This is a genomic window from Tannockella kyphosi, assembly GCF_021054785.1.
In the GTDB taxonomy this organism is placed as follows: domain Bacteria; phylum Bacillota_I; class Bacilli_A; order Erysipelotrichales; family Coprobacillaceae; genus Tannockella; species Tannockella kyphosi.
This window is the reverse complement of the sequence record NZ_CP088239.1, coordinates 1,245,163-1,264,569: the sequence shown is the minus strand read 5'-3', so window position 1 is coordinate 1,264,569 and position 19,407 is coordinate 1,245,163. Positions and strand designations below refer to the sequence as shown.

The 19,407-nt window shown below is 30.5% G+C and carries 17 protein-coding genes; 14 read left to right on the top strand and 3 right to left on the bottom strand.

What is annotated here, in order from left to right; translation table 11 throughout:
* The first annotated feature begins 65 nt into the window (after nucleotides 1-65).
* The 3 genes from LRR82_RS06285 (at nucleotide 66) to LRR82_RS06275 (ending at nucleotide 3,699) form a co-directional block, all read left to right on the top strand.
* Complete coding sequence (locus LRR82_RS06285; RefSeq protein WP_249028585.1) at nucleotides 66-1,334, top strand: adenylosuccinate synthase; 1,269 nt, start codon at nucleotides 66-68, stop codon at nucleotides 1,332-1,334.
* 16 nt (nucleotides 1,335-1,350) lie between these two features.
* Nucleotides 1,351-2,895 carry a glutamine-hydrolyzing GMP synthase gene (guaA, locus tag LRR82_RS06280; protein WP_249028584.1) on the top strand — a complete coding sequence of 515 codons (1,545 nt, stop codon included), beginning with the start codon at nucleotides 1,351-1,353 and terminating at the stop codon, nucleotides 2,893-2,895.
* A 252-nt stretch (nucleotides 2,896-3,147) separates the two neighbouring features.
* Nucleotides 3,148-3,699, top strand: a complete 552-nt coding sequence (locus tag LRR82_RS06275; RefSeq protein ID WP_318031852.1) for a type III toxin-antitoxin system ToxN/AbiQ family toxin — start codon at nucleotides 3,148-3,150, stop codon at nucleotides 3,697-3,699.
* 439 nt (nucleotides 3,700-4,138) lie between these two features.
* On the opposite strand, the gene LRR82_RS06270 is transcribed toward LRR82_RS06275, so the two are convergent.
* Nucleotides 4,139-4,417 (bottom strand): hypothetical protein, encoded by a 279-nt coding sequence (locus LRR82_RS06270; protein ID WP_249028583.1) that lies wholly within the window; start codon nucleotides 4,415-4,417, stop codon nucleotides 4,139-4,141.
* 466 nt (nucleotides 4,418-4,883) lie between these two features.
* On the opposite strand from LRR82_RS06270, the gene LRR82_RS06265 reads away from it, so the two are divergent.
* The 8 genes from LRR82_RS06265 (at nucleotide 4,884) to LRR82_RS06230 (ending at nucleotide 14,927) form a co-directional block, all read left to right on the top strand.
* Nucleotides 4,884-5,945, top strand: a complete 1,062-nt coding sequence (locus LRR82_RS06265) for a Fic family protein (protein WP_249028582.1) — start codon at nucleotides 4,884-4,886, stop codon at nucleotides 5,943-5,945.
* Nucleotide 5,946: 1 nt separating this feature from the next.
* Complete coding sequence (locus LRR82_RS06260; RefSeq protein ID WP_249028581.1) at nucleotides 5,947-7,446, top strand: class I SAM-dependent DNA methyltransferase; 1,500 nt, start codon at nucleotides 5,947-5,949, stop codon at nucleotides 7,444-7,446.
* Nucleotides 7,439-8,536 (top strand): restriction endonuclease subunit S, encoded by a 1,098-nt coding sequence (locus tag LRR82_RS06255; RefSeq protein ID WP_249028580.1) that lies wholly within the window; start codon nucleotides 7,439-7,441, stop codon nucleotides 8,534-8,536. The genes LRR82_RS06260 and LRR82_RS06255 overlap by 8 nt, the downstream gene beginning before the upstream one ends.
* Nucleotides 8,537-8,551: 15 nt before the next feature.
* Nucleotides 8,552-9,121: a hypothetical protein gene (locus LRR82_RS06250; protein WP_249028579.1), complete on the top strand. Its 570-nt coding sequence runs from the start codon at nucleotides 8,552-8,554 to the stop codon at nucleotides 9,119-9,121.
* Entirely contained in the window at nucleotides 9,108-9,854 is a 747-nt protein-coding gene (locus LRR82_RS06245) for a hypothetical protein (RefSeq protein ID WP_249028578.1), read from the top strand. Before LRR82_RS06250 ends, LRR82_RS06245 begins: the two co-directional genes overlap by 14 nt.
* A 17-nt stretch (nucleotides 9,855-9,871) precedes the next feature.
* The gene (locus tag LRR82_RS06240; RefSeq protein WP_249028577.1) at nucleotides 9,872-13,159 is read left to right on the top strand and encodes a DEAD/DEAH box helicase family protein; all 3,288 of its coding nucleotides are present in this window, start codon (nucleotides 9,872-9,874) and stop codon (nucleotides 13,157-13,159) included.
* A gap of 140 nt (nucleotides 13,160-13,299) precedes the next feature.
* A complete protein-coding gene (locus LRR82_RS06235; RefSeq protein ID WP_249028576.1) occupies nucleotides 13,300-13,686 on the top strand; it encodes a hypothetical protein in 387 nt (128 codons plus the stop codon).
* Nucleotides 13,686-14,927 carry a DUF6119 family protein gene (locus tag LRR82_RS06230; protein ID WP_318031851.1) on the top strand — a complete coding sequence of 414 codons (1,242 nt, stop codon included), beginning with the start codon at nucleotides 13,686-13,688 and terminating at the stop codon, nucleotides 14,925-14,927. The genes LRR82_RS06235 and LRR82_RS06230 overlap by 1 nt, the downstream gene beginning before the upstream one ends.
* Before the next feature lie 291 nt (nucleotides 14,928-15,218).
* Here the strand turns inward: LRR82_RS06230 and LRR82_RS06225 are convergent, their stop codons facing one another.
* Together LRR82_RS06225 and LRR82_RS06220 are read right to left on the bottom strand one after the other, a co-directional pair.
* Nucleotides 15,219-16,667: an ISL3 family transposase gene (locus LRR82_RS06225; protein ID WP_249028574.1), complete on the bottom strand. Its 1,449-nt coding sequence runs from the start codon at nucleotides 16,665-16,667 to the stop codon at nucleotides 15,219-15,221.
* Between the two features lie 128 nt (nucleotides 16,668-16,795).
* Entirely contained in the window at nucleotides 16,796-17,320 is a 525-nt protein-coding gene (locus LRR82_RS06220) for a DUF6431 domain-containing protein (protein ID WP_249028573.1), read from the bottom strand.
* Nucleotides 17,321-17,783: 463 nt separating this feature from the next.
* Between LRR82_RS06220 and LRR82_RS06215 the strand changes: the two genes are divergently transcribed.
* The 3 genes from LRR82_RS06215 (at nucleotide 17,784) to LRR82_RS06210 (ending at nucleotide 19,407) form a co-directional block, all read left to right on the top strand.
* Complete coding sequence (locus tag LRR82_RS06215; protein WP_249028572.1) at nucleotides 17,784-18,110, top strand: AlbA family DNA-binding domain-containing protein; 327 nt, start codon at nucleotides 17,784-17,786, stop codon at nucleotides 18,108-18,110.
* Complete coding sequence (locus LRR82_RS10955) at nucleotides 18,106-18,426, top strand: winged helix-turn-helix domain-containing protein (protein WP_399201165.1); 321 nt, start codon at nucleotides 18,106-18,108, stop codon at nucleotides 18,424-18,426. Before LRR82_RS06215 ends, LRR82_RS10955 begins: the two co-directional genes overlap by 5 nt.
* Before the next feature lie 222 nt (nucleotides 18,427-18,648).
* The gene (locus LRR82_RS06210; RefSeq protein ID WP_249028571.1) at nucleotides 18,649-19,407 is read left to right on the top strand and encodes a DUF6904 family protein; all 759 of its coding nucleotides are present in this window, start codon (nucleotides 18,649-18,651) and stop codon (nucleotides 19,405-19,407) included.

The window sequence follows — 19,407 nt, the reverse complement described above, 5'->3', positions numbered from 1 at the left end:
TTATGTCATCACTTATATTATAATGTATAGGTAAATTAGTCAAATAATAAACGGAGGAAGTAAATATGCCAGGTGTAGTAGTAGTAGGAAGTCAATGGGGAGATGAAGGTAAAGGGAAAATTACTGATTATCTTTCAAGCAAAGCAGATGTAGTAGTACGTTATCAAGGTGGAAATAATGCAGGTCATACGATTGAATTTAATAATCAAAAGTATGCATTACGTTTAGTACCATCAGGAATCTTTAGTGGAAATCCAGTAGTACTTGGAAATGGAATGGTTATTAATCCTAAAGCTTTATTAGAAGAAATTAAATATTTAAATGACGCTAATATTAATACAAGCAAGATTTTAATTAGTGATCGTGCTCATGTTATTTTACCTTATCATTTAGAAATTGATGCACTTCAAGAAAAATATCGTGGAGATAAAAATATTGGAACTACGAAAAAAGGAATTGGTCCTACTTATGTTGATAAATATGCTCGTATTGGAATTCGTATGGGTGAGTTTGTGAATGAAGAATTGTTTAAAGAAAGACTAGCAGAAGTATTGCCTTTAAAGAAAAGAGAATATCCTGAATTAGATTTTTCAGTTGAAGGAATCTTTGAAGAATATAAAGAATATGCAAAAATAATAAAACCAATGGTTTGTGATACTGCATTAGTATTAGATGAAGCTTTTGAAAATAAGAAAAATATCTTATTTGAAGGAGCTCAAGGGACTATGTTAGATATTGATTATGGAACATATCCATATGTTACTAGTTCTCATCCAGGAGCAAATGGAGTTTGTGAAGGAGCTGGTGTAGGTCCAGTTATGATTGATGAAGCAATTGGTATTGTTAAAGCTTATACAACACGTGTAGGTAGTGGTGCTTTCCCAACTGAAATTGAAGGGGAAATTGCGAATACGATTCGTGAAGTAGGTAGAGAATATGGTACAGTTACAAAACGTCCTAGACGTATTGGATGGTTTGATGCAGTAGTAGTGAATCAATCAAGAAGAATGTCTGGTTTAACAGGAATTAGTTTAATGTTATTAGATGTATTAACAGGAGTAGAAGAGTTATCTATTTGTACTGCTTATACATTAGATGGAAAAGTAATTCATGCTCTTCCTTCTACAATTAGTGAATTAGATCGTGTACAACCAGTATTAGAAACAATGCCAGGATGGAGTGAAGATATTACAACAGTAACTTCTTTTGCTGAATTACCTGAAAATTGTAAAAAATACTTACATCGTATTGAAGAATTAATTAAATGTCCAATTGTTATGTTTAGCGTTGGTCCTGATAGAACACAAACTATCGTATTAAAAGAAGTATTCTAATAATAAGGAGAAATAGATGAAAAAAGAATTAGTTATTGTTATTGACTTTGGTGGTCAATACAACCAATTAGTAGCTAGACGTGTAAGAGAATGCAATGTATATTGTGAAATCTATTCTTATAAAGTTAGCTTAGAAAAAATTAAAGCAATGCATCCTAAAGGAATTATCTTAACAGGTGGTCCAAATAGTTGTTATGAAGCAAAAGCACCTACTTATTCAAAGGAATTATTTGAATTAGGTATTCCAGTATTAGGTTTATGTTATGGAGCTCAATTAATGCAACATGTTTTAGGTGGTAAAGTAGAACGTGCTGATGTTAGAGAATATGGGAAAACTGAAGTGTTTGTAAAACAAACTTCTCCTTTATTCCATAATGTACCAACATCATCTATTTGTTGGATGTCTCATTTTGATTATATTTCAACAGTAGCTCCAGGATTTAGTATTTCTGGCCATACAGCAGATTGTCCTAGTGCAGCATGTGAAAATGTAGAACAAAACTTATATGCAATTCAATTCCATCCTGAAGTATTACATACAGTTGAAGGTACAAAGATTTTAACAAACTTTGTTATTGATGTATGTGGATGTGTAGCGGATTGGAGAATGGATTCTTTTGTAGAGGAACAAATTTCTTTAATTAAAGAAAAAGTAGGAGATGGAAAAGTATTGTGTGCTCTTTCTGGTGGAGTAGATTCATCAGTAGCAGCAGTATTACTATCGAAAGCTATTGGAAATCAATTAACATGTGTATTTGTTGATCATGGTTTATTACGTAAAGATGAAGGGGATGAAGTAGAAGCTATTTTTGGTCCTGAAGGAAGTTATGATTTAAATTTCATTCGTGTAAATGTGCAACAAAGATATTATGATAAATTAAAAGGTGTTACTGAACCAGAAGAAAAACGTAAAATTATTGGTGAAGAGTTTATTCGTGTATTTGAAGAAGAAGCCCAAAAGATTGGTGCTGTAGATTTCTTAGTACAAGGAACTATTTATCCAGATGTTGTAGAAAGTGGTTTAGGTGGTGAATCGGCAGTAATTAAATCACATCATAATGTAGGTGGATTACCTGATTGTGTAGATTTTAAAGAAATCATTGAACCATTACGTGATCTTTTTAAAGATGAGGTACGTAAAGTTGGTTTAGAATTAGATATCCCTGAATACTTAGTATTTAGACAACCTTTCCCAGGCCCTGGACTTGGTATCCGTATTATCGGTGAAGTAACAGAAGAAAAAGTAAAAATGGTTCAAGAAGCAGACTTCATTTATAGAGAAGAAATTGCTAAAGCAGGTATTGATAGAAGTATTGGTCAATATTTTGCAGCTCTTACAAACATGCGTTCAGTAGGAGTTATGGGTGATGAGAGAACATATGATTATGCAGTAGCTTTACGTGCTGTAAATACTATTGATTTCATGACTGCAGAATCTGCAGAAATCCCTTATGAAATCTTAAATAAAGTAATGTCTAGAATTATTAATGAAGTACGTGGTGTAAATAGAGTAATGTATGATCTTACTAGTAAACCTCCAGGTACGATTGAATTTGAATAAAAAACAAAGCCTAAAACTCTATATTTAAAGGGGATTAGGCTCTTTTTATATATTAAAGCATAAAAAAATAAATGTTTTTGCATATTAAAATAATATATTGCATCTAATAAATAATGTCATATAGGATCTAATTCTATTGACTTATACATGAACAAATATATAATGTATTTGAAGGTAGAAATACCAACAGTACGGCTCCTACCGCCATAAGTGTAGGGCGTTAAAGTGTGGAGGACGTAGTTCCTTCCTTTTATTTTATGTGGCAGGAAATATGAAATTAATACGATTGATATAAAATATATTAAGTATCTTAATTCATTTGATAGTGAAGTTTATCTAAATAAGAGAAGACACGACTATGAAAATAAACCATACGTTGGAATAATTGTATATGATAATGGATTAAATTATTTTATTCCATTAACTTCAGCAAAACCTAAACATTTAAAGCTAAAAAACACAGGTAAAGATTATATGATTGTTTTTGAAACCATCAGTTGTGATGAATTGCATGAAAAAGATATCTACATAAAATCACCTAATAATCAAATTAAAAAATTAATATCAGTTATTGATTTTAGAAAATCGATTCCAGTTCCTGATGGGAGCTTTTTTGAAATTGATATAAGAAAACATAAAGATCGAGATTTACTTGCGAAAGAATATGAATTTTGTCTAAGAAAAAAAGAAACAATTATAAATAAAACTAAGAGTATAATTCGCTATCAAAAGAAAACAGGAAATAAATTGTTTGCTTATTGTGATTTTGAATTATTAGAAACAAAAATGCATGAATGGAAATAGCCTATAGCGCATCTGACATTCGAGAAAGGTTTAAAGGCTACTAATCAGATGTTTTTGGCAACAATATGGCAACATTACATCAGTAACTCAGAATATCATATAGAATAAAGATAATAGGAATTATACAGGATAAGAAACTTAAACAAAAATCGTTAAGAAACAAGTCTCTTTTTCCAAATTCGAATAACAATAGTAAATAAAAAGCCTAAAACCCTTTATTGAAAGGAGTTATAGGCTTTTTTAATCCGAAGTTTTAAAGTTCCCTTTGGTTTCTAGCAAATTTGTAAGCAACAAATAATTGTACAATAAGTATCTGTGGATTTATATTTTATTGTTTTAAGTATTTATAATAATTTATTTTTCGAAGTACTATTGGAAACGGATATGTAGTGCATAATATCGTATCAGTGGATATCTTTGATGTATAGTTGAAACATTGTTATTTTAACACTACCCAATATCCGGATTTAGTGGAACCGACTCTCTTAATTTCCTTATTCGTACGCATAATTTTTATGCGATACTGAATTGTATCTTGATTAGTTTCACAAAGAATGGCTAATTCCTTCGCAGTGATTTCAGGGTTATTTTTCATGTGTTTTTTAATTTCTTTGGTAATTTCTTTGGTAATTTCTTTGGTAATTTTTGTGGAAGATGATTTTTTTAATTCATCTTCTTTTATTCTGGAGAATTCTGCGTTGATTTGCATAACTGCCATGGTATAATTGTCGTTTTCATTAGAAGGGAGGAATTTGATTTGTGGAGAGTTATTTGTAGCAAGGGCATCTTTATTAACTGTTTTGAAGGCTATAAAGTTAATGCTATTAAAAAAATAATCATTATTACCGTCCTGAAAAAGATATTAAAATAACAATGGATGTAGTAACAGAAATATGTTTATCGCAAGAAAAAATCCAGAAATACATCAAGCAATTAAGATAACTAATTTTTTTACAAAAGTAATGATGGAAAATTAAATAGCAGAACTTTCTGAACAGATTGTGTGAATCATTAATAATATGGTAAAGGGGTAGTGTTTGGGAAGGTGTTATAAGTAAAAGTATAGTTTAATTTAGTCAAAAACAAGCAAAAGACTAAATTGATGCTTGTTTTTTCTAATTGTGTATGTTAGTATATAATTAAGTCAAAACAATATAAATGACTAAATTAAAAGGAGGTATAAAATGAAAGACTATAATTATGAAAATAAATGGGAACAGTTAATCACTCCTGAAATAGTTTCGTTACTTACACAAATTCATGAATTTAAAGGGGAGCAAAAACTGTTTGTTGAACAAAAAGCAGACACTTTAACTACTTTACTTGAAATTGCTAAGATACAAAGTACAGAGGCGTCGAATAAGATAGAAGGAATCTATACTTCCGATGATAGAGTGAAACTTCTGGTTATGGATAAAACAACACCGCAATCACGTGATGAACAAGAGATTGCAGGATATCGTGATGTTCTTGCTACAATACACGAAAGTCATGATTTTATTCCAATAAAACCAAGTATGATTTTACAGCTGCATAGAGATTTGTATAAATATAGTGGTTTGAATTTTGGTGGGAAGTATAAAAATTCAGATAATGTAATTGCAGAAAAAATGACTGATGGAACACAAAAAGTACGTTTTCAACCTGTTCATTCTTGGGAAACAGCAGAGTCAGTAGAAGAACTTTGCAATGCATACAATCAGATTATGGGAACAGGAAAAGCGAATGCCCTTTTACTTATACCAATGTTTGTACTAGATTTTCTTTGTATCCATCCGTTTAATGATGGGAATGGTAGAATGAGCAGGCTTATGACTTTATTACTTCTTTATCGTACAAACTGCATTGTAGGTAAATATATTAGTATAGAAAAGATTATTGAGCAAAGCAAAGAAACTTACTATGAAACATTACAGGTAAGTTCTTATGGTTGGCATGAAGACGAGAATGATTATGCTCCATTTGTTCGATATATGTTAGGTGTTATTATAGCTGCTTATAGAGAATTTGAAAATCGAGTTGAAGTAATGATTACAAAAGGTTATTCGAAACCTGAAAGAATTGCAGAAACTATTAAGCAAACACTTGGACAAGTAACAAAAAGAGAACTTATGGAAAAGTGCCCGGATATTAGTGATACAACGATACAAAGAGCCCTTAATGACCTTGTAAAGCAAAATAGAATTATCAAAATGAGTGGCGGGCGTTACACAAAATATATATGGAATAGAGAGTTAGGAGATTAATATGATTACAGGAGAATTAAAGAATAAAATAGATGGATTATGGAATGTCTTTGCTGCGGGGGGATTGGTAAATCCTCTCGATGTTATTGAGCAAATTACTTATCTGATGTTTATACATGATCTTGATAAAACGGATAATATAAAAGCAAAAGAAAGTGCAATGCTAGGACTTTCTTTTGAAAGTATATTTGCAAAAGAAGTTCAAGTTGGTGAACGTACTATTGATGGAGAAAATCTAAAATGGTCAGTATTCCATGATTTCCCAGCAGGACAAATGTATAGTACTATGCAAGAATGGGTATTTCCATTTATAAAAAATCTTCATGGAGAGAAAGGAAGTACCTATTCAAAATATATGGATGATGCTATCTTTAAAATACCAACCCCATTATTGTTATCTAAGATTGTAACAAATTTAGATGAAATATATACCCAAATGGAACGTATTCAAGATAGTGATATTCGTGGCGATGTGTATGAGTATTTACTTTCTAAAATCGCTAGTGCAGGACTTAATGGACAGTTTAGAACACCACGTCATATTATTAAAATGATGGTAGAATTAATGGATCCTAAACCAACAGATACTATCTGTGACCCATCTTGTGGGACAAGTGGTTTTTTAGTTGCTAGTGGTGAATATTTAAAAGAAAACAGAAAAGAAGATGTATTTTTCGATAAAACAAATAAAGAGCATTATATGAATAAAATGTTTACAGGATTTGACATGGATAGAACAATGCTACGTATTGGTGCTATGAATATGATGACTCACGGTGTAGATAATCCATTTATTGAATATAGAGATAGTTTATCTGATCAAAATCCAGACAAAGAAAAATATTCTTTGATTCTAGCAACTCCTCCTTTTAAAGGAAGTCTTGATGCAGATACTGTTTCTACTGATTTATTAAAAGTTTGTAAAACAAAGAAAACAGAACTTTTATTTCTTGCTTTAATGCTTCGCATGTTAAAAGTTGGAGGTAGATGTGCTGTTATCGTACCAGATGGTGTTTTATTTGGTTCATCAAAAGCTCATAAATCTATAAGAAAAGAAATTATAGAAACCAATAGATTAGAAGCTGTTATCTCAATGCCAAGTGGCGTATTTAAGCCTTATGCAGGAGTATCAACAGGTATCTTGATTTTTACTAAGACAGGTCATGGTGGTACAGATAATGTATGGTTCTATGATATGACAGCAGATGGTTTATCTTTGGATGATAAGCGAGCAGTTATAGATGAAAATGATATACCAGATATTATAGAACGATTCAAGAATCTTGATAAAGAAGCAGATAGAAAACGTACAGAAAAATCATTCTTTGTTCCAAAAGATGAAATCGTAGAAAACGATTGGGATTTATCTATTAACAAATATAAAAAAGTGGATTACATACCAGTGGAGTATCCACCAACTAAAGAAATACTAGCAGATATCCGAGTTTTGGAAGAAGAGATTTTAAAAGGACTTTCAGAACTGGAGGGACTTTATGAGTAGTGAAAAATGGCAGATGGTGAAGTTAGGAGATGTTTGTACTAAAGGAGGTTCTAATATTGCAAAGAAAGATTTGGAAAATAGCAATGGTGAATATCCGATTTATGGTGCGGGCGGACTTATTAAAACAGTAGAATTTTACAAGCAAAGCAAACCTTACATAGCAATAGTGAAAGATGGCGCAGGGGTTGGTCGTACAATGATATTGCCTGAAAAATCGTCTGTTATAGGAACAATGCAATATATTTTTCCTAATGATAATATAGATATTCGATATTTGTTTTATGCCATACTTAAAATGAATTTATCTAAATATTTTTCGGGAGCGACAATACCACATATATATTTTAAGGATTATAGAAATGAAAATGTATGGCTACCACCGATAAAAGTTCAAAAGCAAATTGCAGATGAACTTGATAAGATTACGGGGCTAATTGAAAAGCGAAAAGAGCAGTTAGAAAAATTAGATGTATTAGTAAAATCTCGATTTATCGAGATGTTTGGAGATCCTGTAATGAATCCTAAGAGATGGGAAATTAATAATTTAGGTGATTTAGGAGAATTGAATAGAGGTGTATCAAAGCAGCGACCACGAAATGATCCACAATTACTAAACGGTGCTTATCCATTAATACAAACAGGGGAAGTAGCTAATGCTAAATTGTATGTTAGTCGATATACGAAAACTTATTCTGAATTAGGGGTAAAGCAAAGTAAAATGTGGAATGAAGGTACATTATGCATAACGGTAGCTGCGAACATTGCGAAAACAGCAATTATAAAATTTGATGCTTGTTTTCCAGATAGTATTGTGGGGTTTGAAGCGGGCGAAAAAACTGGTGAAATATTTATTCATTATTGGTTTTCTTTTTTTCAAGAAATATTAGAAACTAAAGCACCAGAGTCAGCACAAAAAAATATAAATCTAGAAATATTGAAGGAACTGGAAGTTATTGTGCCACCACTTAAACTTCAAAACCTATTTACCACGTATGTGGCAAAGACTGTGGAATTAAAAGAAGAGGTGTCAAAAAGTCTTGAAAACTTAGAAATGCTAAAAAAAGAACGTATGCAATATTATTTTGAATAGAAAGGAAAATTAAACATGGAAGAAATTAAAAATGCAAGTATTACAATTAATTTATCACAAGGTAGTTTTAGTATACAAGGCTCAGAAATTTTTGTTGAGAAAAACATGGGTGATGTATTTTCATTTGTTGAGAAAAACAGTAGTATTGTGCAGCTGACTCAACCACATGAAAATCAAATAAAGATGAATTCTGACTGTGAAAACTCAGCTATAGAGCAAAAAATCACACCAGTATTAAACATGAGTGATAAATATATAGAAGGAGGGATATATCACATTGATAGTGAAGATGGTAGTATATCTATACTGAAAAAAATACCAGGAAATAATGATGCCACAAAGATTAAAAATATTGCGTTGATTGTGCTACATATAAGAAAAATAAAAATCGAAGGGAAGGAGATTATCTCTTTGTGTGAAAAACATAATTGTTATGATTCTTCCAATTTTGCAGCTATTTTCAATAAAGAGAAAACTAACATAATTAAAAAAGGACAGGGAAGAAAATGGACAATAGAGTTAACTCAACCTGGTGAGGAAGCGGCTGTCAATTTGTTAGAGGAAATGCTAAGTGCAAATAAATAGCGTTGAACAAGTGCTGAAAACGGTTTATCCAGAAGAGTTAGTACTGTACTTGTTAACAAGTTATGAAAATGCTTTAATTGAATTTAAAAAGTGCAATTGGCAATATACAGGCAACGAAATGGGGCAGTTTATTGAAACTTCAAGACGCTTGATAGAATATCAGTTGCACGGTGAATTTACATCATTAACAGATAAATTATCGATTTTTAATGAAAAAGCTTTAATTATCTATGAAAATGTACCATCAAAACAAGAAGAATATAGAATAATAATACCAAGAGTTCTTTATAGCATGTATTGTATTAGAAACAAGAGAGGAATGATTCATAAAAATCATATAGACCCTAATAAGATGGATGCATCTTTGCTACTATACAATGCTAAATGGGTTTTGGCAGAGTTTTATAGATTAGTTTCAACTAAAACGTTTGAAGAGACAGAAGAAATAATAAATGGCATCATGTGTAAGGAAACTTCCATTGTTTGGGATACAGGAAGTACCTTAAGAATTTTAGATGCAAAGATGAGCACCAAAGATAAAGTTTTATGTCTTTTATATATCAAAGACTCACAAACTGCAGAGGAATTGCAATCATCAATTGAATATAGTAATTCAACAACATTTAAAAAACAACTTTGGGATTTACACAAGAATAGACTAATTGAATACTCTTTAGATAAGTGCTACATTTCTCCTTTAGGGATGGAAAAAGCAGAGAGATTATTAAGATAGATAGAGGGGTGGATATTATGACTAATTTTGATTTTTTATTAAAAGAGGAACAATTTAATACATTCTCATCGGTTGCTGTTAATGCTGAAAAGTTTATTAACATTGATATAGAGAGTTCTGCTATAAATTGCCGTAAAGCTATGGAATTTGCTATTAAATGGATGTACTCCGTTGATAGTAGTCTTGTCATGCCTCATGATAATAATCTTATTTCCCTTATGTCAAATGAGGATTTTAGAGAGATTGTGGATAATGAGCTTTTAACTAGAATGCATCTTGTAAGGAAAATTGGAAATAATGCTGTTCATACAACTAAAAAAGTGAAAAAAGAAGAAGTTATGTTATGCCTTGAAAATCTATTTCTCTTTTTAGATTTTGTTGCTTACTGCTATGGGACAGGTTATGTTGAAAATAGCTATGATACAAGTTTGCTTGAAAAAGAAATTGTGGTTCCCATCAAAGAAGCTTGCCACGATATCGATTTTGAAAGTTTAATTGAAGAAAACAAGAAATTAAAAGAAGAACTAACGCAAAGACGAGAAGAACAAAGCAAATCATATATTCCAAAACCTCTTGATTTATCTGAATACCAAACACGAAAGATCTATATAGATAGCACACTTCGTGATGCAAACTGGGTAGAAGGTAAAAACTGGTTAAACGAAGTTCGTGTAGAAGGTATGCCTAATAAAAAAGAAGAGGGATTTTGTGATTACGTACTTTATGATGATAAGCAGATTCCTCTTGCAGTAATAGAAGCTAAACGTACATGTGTTGATGTTGTAAAAGGGAGACAACAAGCAAAACTATACGCTGACTGCATAGAAAAAGAATATGGTAGAAGACCAGTAATATTTTTAACGAATGGATTTGACACAAAGATTATAGATGGTCAGTATCCAGAAAGAAACTGTGCAAATATTTATTCTAAGAGAGATTTAGAAAAATTATTTAATCTTAGAAGGATGAAGAGCCCACTTTATTATATTGATGTAAATAGAAATATTGCAGGAAGATACTACCAAGTTGGTGCTATTAAGGCTGTTTGTCATCATTTCGATGAAAAAAACAAAAGAAAATCACTACTTGTCATGGCAACAGGGAGTGGGAAAACAAGGACAGTCATTGCTTTGTCTGATGTTCTACTGAATTATGGATGGGTGAAGAATATTCTTTTCTTGGCAGATAGAAATTCTCTTGTTACACAAGCAAAAAGAAGTTTTGTGAATCTATTACCGAATTTATCTATTTCTAATTTATGCGAAGATAAGGGAGGTTACAATGCAAATTGCATTTTCTCTACATATCAAACTATGATAAACGTGATAGATAATACATTTGATGAAGAAGGAAAACTATTTACAAGTGGACATTTTGATTTGATTATCTGTGATGAGGCTCATAGGTCTATTTACAACAAGTATAAAGATATTTTTACCTATTTTGATGCACCTTTAGTAGGATTAACCGCTACACCAAAGGATGAAATAGATAAAAACACATATGAAATATTTGAACTTGAAAATGGGAATCCTACTTACGGATATGAACTAGCACAAGCTGTTAAAGATGGATACTTAGTGGATTTTTTATCCGTAGAGACGACCTTGAAATTTTTAGAACAAGGTATAAATTATGATGACTTAACAGAAGAAGAAAAAGAAGAATATGAAAACACTTTTGAAGATGAACAAGGAAATATTCCTGAAAAAATAAATTCTTCAGCATTAAATAAGTGGATTTTTAATGAAGATACTATAAAAAAAGTGCTCCATGTATTAATGAGTGAGGGCATACACATAGAATATGGAAAGAAAATTGGTAAAAGTATAATTTTTGCTAAAAATCATGATCATGCAGAAAAGATATATGAGGTATTTAATAAAGAATATCCATATTTAAACGGCTATGCGAAAGTAATTGATAATTACATGACCTACGCACAGTCTGCTATTGATGAATTCTCAGAACCAAATAAGTTACCACAAATAGCAATATCTGTTGATATGCTTGATACTGGGATTGATATTCCTGAAGTATTGAACCTAGTGTTTTTCAAGAAAGTAATGAGTAAGGCAAAATTTTGGCAGATGATTGGTAGGGGGACTAGACTTTGTCCAACACTATTAGATGGAGAGGATAAAGAGAAATTTTATATCTTTGATTTTTGTGGAAATTTTGAATTTTTTAGAATGAATAAAGGTAGAGCTACCGCAAATATGTTGGCACTGCAGGGAGCAATACTAGATTTAAAAACTCAGATTGCTTTTAAATTACAAGATATCGCATATCAAACAGAAGAACTTTCTGCATTTAGAAAATCATTAGTAGATGAAATTTTAAATAAAGTAAAAGAACTTGATGTTACCAATTTTATTGTAAAACAACATTTACGATATGTTAAAAAATATAGTTTAGAAAATATGTATAATGCTTTAACTTATGAAGATACACTACTTATTAAAGAACATATAGCACCATTAATTATTCCAGATATAGATGAGGCATCTGCACTGCGATTTGATGCATTAGTATATGGATTAGAATTAGCCTATCTAGTAGGAAAAACACACGGGAAGGCTCGAAGTGATTTGTATAAGAAAGTGAAATCTGTTGCAAGTGTTGCAAATATACCAGAAATAAAAGCACAATCAGAATTAATTGATAAGATTCTCAATACAGACTATATTGAAGATGCAGGGATAAATGAATTTGAGCATATACGTGAGAATCTACGTTACCTTATGAAATACATTCCTAAAACGTCAATTAAATATCAAACTAATTTTACAGATGATATATTAACAATGGTAGTTAGAGAATCAGAGATAGAATATGGTGAAATGCAAAACTATCGTGCAAAAGCTGAATATTACATTAGAAATAACGAGACAAATGATGCAATAGCTAAATTGAAAACAAATCAATCTCTTACAAAAAAGGATGTTAACGAACTAGAAACAATACTTTGGAATGAAGTTGGATCAAAAGATGATTACATAGCTGAATATGGAGAAAAGCCACTAGGGGAATTTGTTCGTGAAATAGTGGGATTAGACATGAATAGTGCAAAAGAAGCTTTTGGGGATTTTTTGGACAATACAAATCTTGATGCTAGACAAATCTATTTTGTGAATCAAATCATAGAATATATCGTTCATAATGGTATGTTGAAGGACTTATCAGTACTACAAGAATCTCCATTTACAGATCGTGGAAGTATTGTTGAAGTTTTTACTGATCAGCAAATTTGGATGGGAATAAGGAATGTAATTAATAGTATTAATGCGAATGTAGCAGCTTAAATTAGTATGTGACAGTTACACTAAGGCGTAAAACACAAACAAAACTGTTTGTGTTTTGTTTTGTGGAAGAGAAATAGCTCTAAGTCAGATAACGTGACAGGGGTGATCTTTAAAGTTTAATAAATTTTACAGGAGGTTATATGGGACAACTTAATTTATATAAAATTGATAAATTGAAAATGGAAGACTTTTTAGAAGAATTGGAAAGCAAATATGCACCATCAGATGAACTGACGATTTCAAGAAATATAGGGACAGGAAGTGTAACATATATTCTTTCGTTATATATTAGTTTTGAACAAAAAGACAATTTAGTGGAATGGCAATGGTTGTTAAATGCTTTTGGTGAAGAAGATTACACTAATCGTTCTAATCCTAAAAGTGTACTAGTGTTACAAAGTAAAGATGTCATATATGCCTGTACATTTGGATTTTCATTTTTTACAGTAGACAAATACTGTGATACAGATTTTGCTTTTGGTTTTGCTAGAAAACATAAGTTTAAAGAAATTAAAACAACACGCTAATAGCGCCTACATCTAAGAGAAATAAAACAGTAAACACATATATTGATTATTCAGAATTAGAATTTAATAGTGGAGAAGCGTTTTCTAAAATAAAAGGTAAATTAGATATTCCTAAAAAATTTGCTTTGTTTGATCCTAATATAGAACTTGGACATTCTATTAAATTTAATCTGAAAGAAGATAAATTAGATAATATAGTTGATACCATATCATTTGTTGAAAATATTATTATAAACAAAGCTGATATTTATAAAATACCAGTTTTTTGCAAAGTGACAGATAAAGAATATATAGATTTGTTATATTCTAAATTAATTAAATGCGCAACTGAAGACGAGTTAAATGTAGCTTTTTCAGAATTTGATATAATCGGAACAACGGAGATATTTAATAATACAGATTACAAATTTACTCTAAAGCGAGGTCAAAACGAGATGAGTGTAGACAATATTACTTTTGATGACTTCAAAAAATTTGCTCAAAATTGTGAGTTGGACCTAGCAAGTGCTTTTGAAAAAGTTAATATTATTAGTTATTATATGAGCAACTCTGTAAAAACAGATAAGCTAATTAACATAATTGATTATATGGACGAGGATGAGCGTTGTGTTTTATCGAGGGGTAAATGGTATCATTTCAATGATGATTACTTAGAATATCTTAAATCATCATTAGCTGAGATTGATGTAATTTATAATCCAGAGTTTGATTTTTCATCTTCCATACATGATGATTATATTAATTCAAGATATTTAGAGTATAAAGATTCTGCTGATTATATTGGTTTGTCTAAAAGCAAAGCAAAACAAAAGCTGATGCGTAAATTTTATGCTGAGCGAACATTCAATTTAATACGAGAACGTGACAATGGGTTCAAGAATTATGATAGAATTGAGCAACGATATGGAACATCTAGTATAGAACTTATGGATTTGTATAAAGACAAAACGATGTTTGCAGTTAAAATAGGAAAGGCATCGGCTCATTTGTGTTATGTTGTGGATCAATCATTATCTTCTTTAAAGATGTATCAACATAAAACACTTACACATATGCCTGAAATAGACACAGTTTGTATATGGATTATATTAGATAGAGGTGAATTACCTATACTTGAAGATGGAGTTCCAAATATCAATGAACTTGATATGCTTTTATTAAAAAATAAAATTGATGGTTGGAAAAAAGAAGTTAGGTTGGCTGGATTAAAACCAATTATTTATATTAATTATAGAAAGTAGTAATTATGCTTGGCAACAATATGGCAACATTACATCAGTAAGTCAGAATATCATATAGAATAAAGATAATAGTAATCATGCAGGATAAGAAACTTAAACAAAAATCGTTAAGAAACAAGTGTCTTTTTCCAAATTCGAATAACAATAGTAAATAAAAAGGGCACTATAAATAGTTCTGGGGTATAGTACTTATTTGGCTATAAGATAACTTGGGGTTTTATCAAAACCCCAAAGTTTATAGGACTAAGAAGAGTGTTTTAAAACTTATGTTTTAGGGAAATGACAATGATACTAGGTATCTTGTTGTTTCTCTTTTTTTATTGGATTGAGATGCATGGTGCTTTCGCTATTTAGGGCAAAGAGTATACGATTACGGAATCTTGGCCAACAACGGAATCCGTTACCACCACGTTTAATATCTTTGATTAGTTTATTTCTATTTTCTATAATCGCATTGGTTGCAGTTCTAGGAACAGGGGAATCTATAGGTATAAATGAATGGATGATTCCTTTCTTCCATTCTTTTAATGTAGAAGCATATTTTCTCATGTCCGGGAGGGTACTTTCTTCAAATTCTTTAATCACTTCATCTAGATTATGTTTTGCATTCTTATAGGTTGATTGCTTATAAAATCGAACCAGAGATTCCTTTAGTTCTACTGCTTCTGTTAATCTAGGATCACAATGATAGACAAGGTCATATAAATCATAAAAGTTAAGGAACTTACTTAATGCATAGTTATATTTCTTTTCATTATTAGGGTCTAAAGCATAGTATTCAATTATCTTTCCATTTTCTCTTTTTTTCTTTTTCTTATGATTGGTATGGATTAACCAATTGAATTTCTTTAATACATAGTATGTATGTTTCTTTTGAATGATTTCTGCTTTCTTATCAGGAGGTAGTGCATCTAATTCTTTTGCACTAATCTTTACATAGTTTTCATTCATGACATCAATACGTATACGGTCTACACGTTTTGTAAGATCAGCTAGAATATGATACTTATCTACTACAAACTTACTATTGGGTAACATCTTTTTAGCTACATCACGATATGTTTTCCAACAGTCAGAAACAACGAGTTCAACACCTTCTCTTTCCTCTAAAGGGATAGCTTCAAAGTAACGTAATAGATCTAACTTTTTACGTGAAGGTAATATATCAACAACATCCTTGGTTAGTAAATCAACGAGGACAAAACAGTAGTTACTCTTGTCATATTTGAACGCATAATTTTCGTCCAGGCACAAGTATCTAGGAAGAGTTTTTCTAGATACAGAAACATGTTGATCAAACAGATTGATTACGGAGGTAGTAGAAATATGATAACGTGCAGCAACATCACTAAAAGTAGCTCTAGGACTTTTGAATTCCTCAATGACATTATATACGGTCAAGGCAGAAATTCTTGCTTTTTCATGAGTGAATGGATTTTCTTCATAGAATGATTTTCCACATATTTTACAACGATATCTTCTAGCGTTATAGAAGATATAAGTTGGTTTAGAATGAAGTAAGGAATGTGTAATCTTTTTAGGAACATAGTCTTTTACAGTATTGGTCTTATTATGACAACATGGACATGTTTGATAACATCGGCTTAGTTTTACATGAATTTCTAATTCATTAAACAAAGTAGGACGTATTTCAAAGGTATCAATACGTTTTGCTTCTAAATTAAATAACTGTAAGATGTCATCACGGCAAATGGACATAGTGAGAGTATCATCATTCATAATCTATCACCACCCCAAGATAAATCATAGCTTATAGCTGCTTTATTCGATAATTTCATCATTATCAACTCCTTCTTTTTTTTATCTATCTTTAGAATAATAAAAAAAGAAGAAGATGAATAGGAATCCTATGTTGGTATAGCATAAAAACAATAGGAATAATGAGGACTTATCATAAATCCTCTATTATAATGATAAAAGTAGTTTTCAAGAAATGTATTATTAGAAAGTATCGAGATACTTTCTATAGAACAGTAGTTAATAAAGCGATGAATAATATGTTGAATCCAACGTAAGTCCAGTAATGGATTGGTAGAAAGAATAGAATCATAAGTACTATGTGTATGATAAGCATGAAGAATCACAAATATGTCTTTTGATAGTAATTGACAACAAGGAAGTAATACAGAAGGAATCAATGCATGATGACGACAAGTACAATAAATATTCGTACAACATACTCTTTGAATTTGTATAGAATTAGATTTTCCATTTGTTTTTAAAGTACGTGAATACGTACCATAACGAATAAGTCTAGCACCACAATTTGGACAAGTAAGTTCTTCTAAAGGAATAGATTGATAGAAATCAATAAAATATTGTTGAATATTTGTAGTAGTAGTATTGAAGTTCTTTGAATTTACATGTATCATAATAGTGCAACCTCCTTTGTGAGTGTTGGTGTTGAGAGAGTAACGCAGAACCGGCAAAGTTGATAGCGTCTCTCTTTTTTTATTATCATAACATAAAAAGCTATTAGGAATGTAGAGTACTACAAACCAATAGCTTATTTTTAGAAATATTCGAATTGTGGAGAACAAACCCCATAAGTTTAAAGCGAAAAAGATGAAAACCCCAAGTTAATGGAAAGCAGGACAAAACCCCAAGTTAATTTAAGCTACCATAAAAAGGGAGAAATCCCTTTTTTTGTTTTCATAATACAGCATATAAATACTGTTAAATAATTTTTTAAGGAAGATATGACATCAAAAAGCTCAAATAAAATATTAAAAACTTAAATATTTATTCTTATATTTATGAGTAACTAAGTGTATAATAAAAGAAAAAACAATCATTTTTTACTGCATTATTTAATAAGAAGAAAGAGGTGTTTATATGTATGAATTATTTAACATTAATAAATTTGATACTTATAAAGAGGATAATCGAAGAGAAGTGAAAAAAGCTACTGGTGGATTGCCTTCTTCATTATGGGAAAGTTACTCTGCGATGGCAAATACATCTGGTGGAGTAATTATTTTAGGTGTAAAAGAGAAAAATGATGGTAATTGGATAACTACTGGATTAAAATCAGTAGATAAAGATAAATTACTTGATGAATTTTGGAATCAAGCACATAACTTGCAAAAAATTAGTATTAATCTTTTGATAGAAAGTGATGTTGAAACATATGAAGTTGAAAATGATATAGTTATGGATTGATCCTTTAATTGAAGAACAGTTTATTCCTGATCGTACAATACTAACTGTATCATTTCGAGAAACTAGCATAGAAACTAGCATAGAAACTAACACACAAAAAATATTTCCTAATTTAAATAGTAACGAAAGGAAAATAATTTCATTAATTATTGATAAACCACAAATAACGTTAGATGAATTAGAAAAATTACTTTCTTTAAGTAAAAATGGTGTTCGCTATAATGTGGATAGACTAAAAGAAAAAGGTGTCCTTAAAAGAGAAGGGTCTACCAAAAATGGCGTGTGGTTGATTCGAAACGAAAATGATGAAGAATGATTATCATTAAGTTTAAAATATAAATAAATTCAACCGTAATGTAACTATTCGAACACTTAACATAGTATTCGAATAGTTACATGAAGAAAGTGTAGTACCCGACCTGAAGATCAAAGGAAAATATCTACAATACATACGTTGAAATGATTACTATGAATACGTAGTGATTTAAGTGTATCTAATACTTTAATTAATGAGTCTTTTATAAATAAGGAGAATTATATGATATCAGTAATACCAACAAAAAACTTATTAGGAGTAACTATTCAAGGAGACTATGGAGATTTTTATCAACTAACTAGAAGTATTCATAATCTTTCAGGATATGATGCGGAAGATGATCTAAGAACTTATGGGGTGATGATGAGATTACTAGGATTATGTTATGATATAAGACATGCGTATCAAGGGGATCGTAATGTTTTATTTGTGGATAATAATATGTATCCAGAATTACAAGATTTTCATGATATTACATGTAGTGATAAGAATGCATATTTTAGTGTTGAAGTATTTTTCCCGGAAATTATATTCCTAGCTTGTAGTGTTCCTACACTATATAGATTTTGCAAAGAAAACTATGGCAAGGCAATGGATGTTTTACCAGCTGTGCCACTCACTCAATACTACCTAGATGTAGCAAACCTGAATTTCTTATTTGCAAGTGTATGGCAAGCAATAGGAGAGGTAATAGGGGAAGAAGATGTTATGAAGATTAGAAGATCTTATGATAAAAATCCTGAAGACTATACATTATATACAACTCAATTTGTTGATAAATGTAATATTGAGTACTATAAAACTAATGTTTCTAAAAGAAAAGATAAACTACGTATTATCACAAAAAGAATAGTTAGCAAGACTGGTATCTATTATGATATGGAAGAGAATTTTGAATATTGGGCTGAAAAATATAAAACAAGCATCTATGAATTATCTGATCCAAAATTAGAATACCCAGAAGAAGTAGAGTGGGAATAG

What these genes read in the sequence shown, in the direction of transcription:
- LRR82_RS06285 (WP_249028585.1), top strand. Translation starts at nt 66, where the DNA reads ATGCCAGGTGTAGTAGTAGTAGGAAGTCAATGGGGAGATGAAGGTAAA.
- guaA (WP_249028584.1), top strand. Translation starts at nt 1,351, where the DNA reads ATGAAAAAAGAATTAGTTATTGTTATTGACTTTGGTGGTCAATACAAC.
- LRR82_RS06270 (WP_249028583.1), bottom strand. Translation starts at nt 4,417, where the DNA reads ATGGCAGTTATGCAAATCAACGCAGAATTCTCCAGAATAAAAGAAGAT.
- LRR82_RS06265 (WP_249028582.1), top strand. Translation starts at nt 4,884, where the DNA reads ATGAAAGACTATAATTATGAAAATAAATGGGAACAGTTAATCACTCCT.
- LRR82_RS06260 (WP_249028581.1), top strand. Translation starts at nt 5,947, where the DNA reads ATGATTACAGGAGAATTAAAGAATAAAATAGATGGATTATGGAATGTC.
- LRR82_RS06255 (WP_249028580.1), top strand. Translation starts at nt 7,439, where the DNA reads ATGAGTAGTGAAAAATGGCAGATGGTGAAGTTAGGAGATGTTTGTACT.
- LRR82_RS06250 (WP_249028579.1), top strand. Translation starts at nt 8,552, where the DNA reads ATGGAAGAAATTAAAAATGCAAGTATTACAATTAATTTATCACAAGGT.
- LRR82_RS06240 (WP_249028577.1), top strand. Translation starts at nt 9,872, where the DNA reads ATGACTAATTTTGATTTTTTATTAAAAGAGGAACAATTTAATACATTC.
- LRR82_RS06235 (WP_249028576.1), top strand. Translation starts at nt 13,300, where the DNA reads ATGGGACAACTTAATTTATATAAAATTGATAAATTGAAAATGGAAGAC.
- LRR82_RS06225 (WP_249028574.1), bottom strand. Translation starts at nt 16,667, where the DNA reads ATGAATGATGATACTCTCACTATGTCCATTTGCCGTGATGACATCTTA.
- LRR82_RS06220 (WP_249028573.1), bottom strand. Translation starts at nt 17,320, where the DNA reads ATGATACATGTAAATTCAAAGAACTTCAATACTACTACTACAAATATT.
- LRR82_RS06215 (WP_249028572.1), top strand. Translation starts at nt 17,784, where the DNA reads ATGTATGAATTATTTAACATTAATAAATTTGATACTTATAAAGAGGAT.
- LRR82_RS06210 (WP_249028571.1), top strand. Translation starts at nt 18,649, where the DNA reads ATGATATCAGTAATACCAACAAAAAACTTATTAGGAGTAACTATTCAA.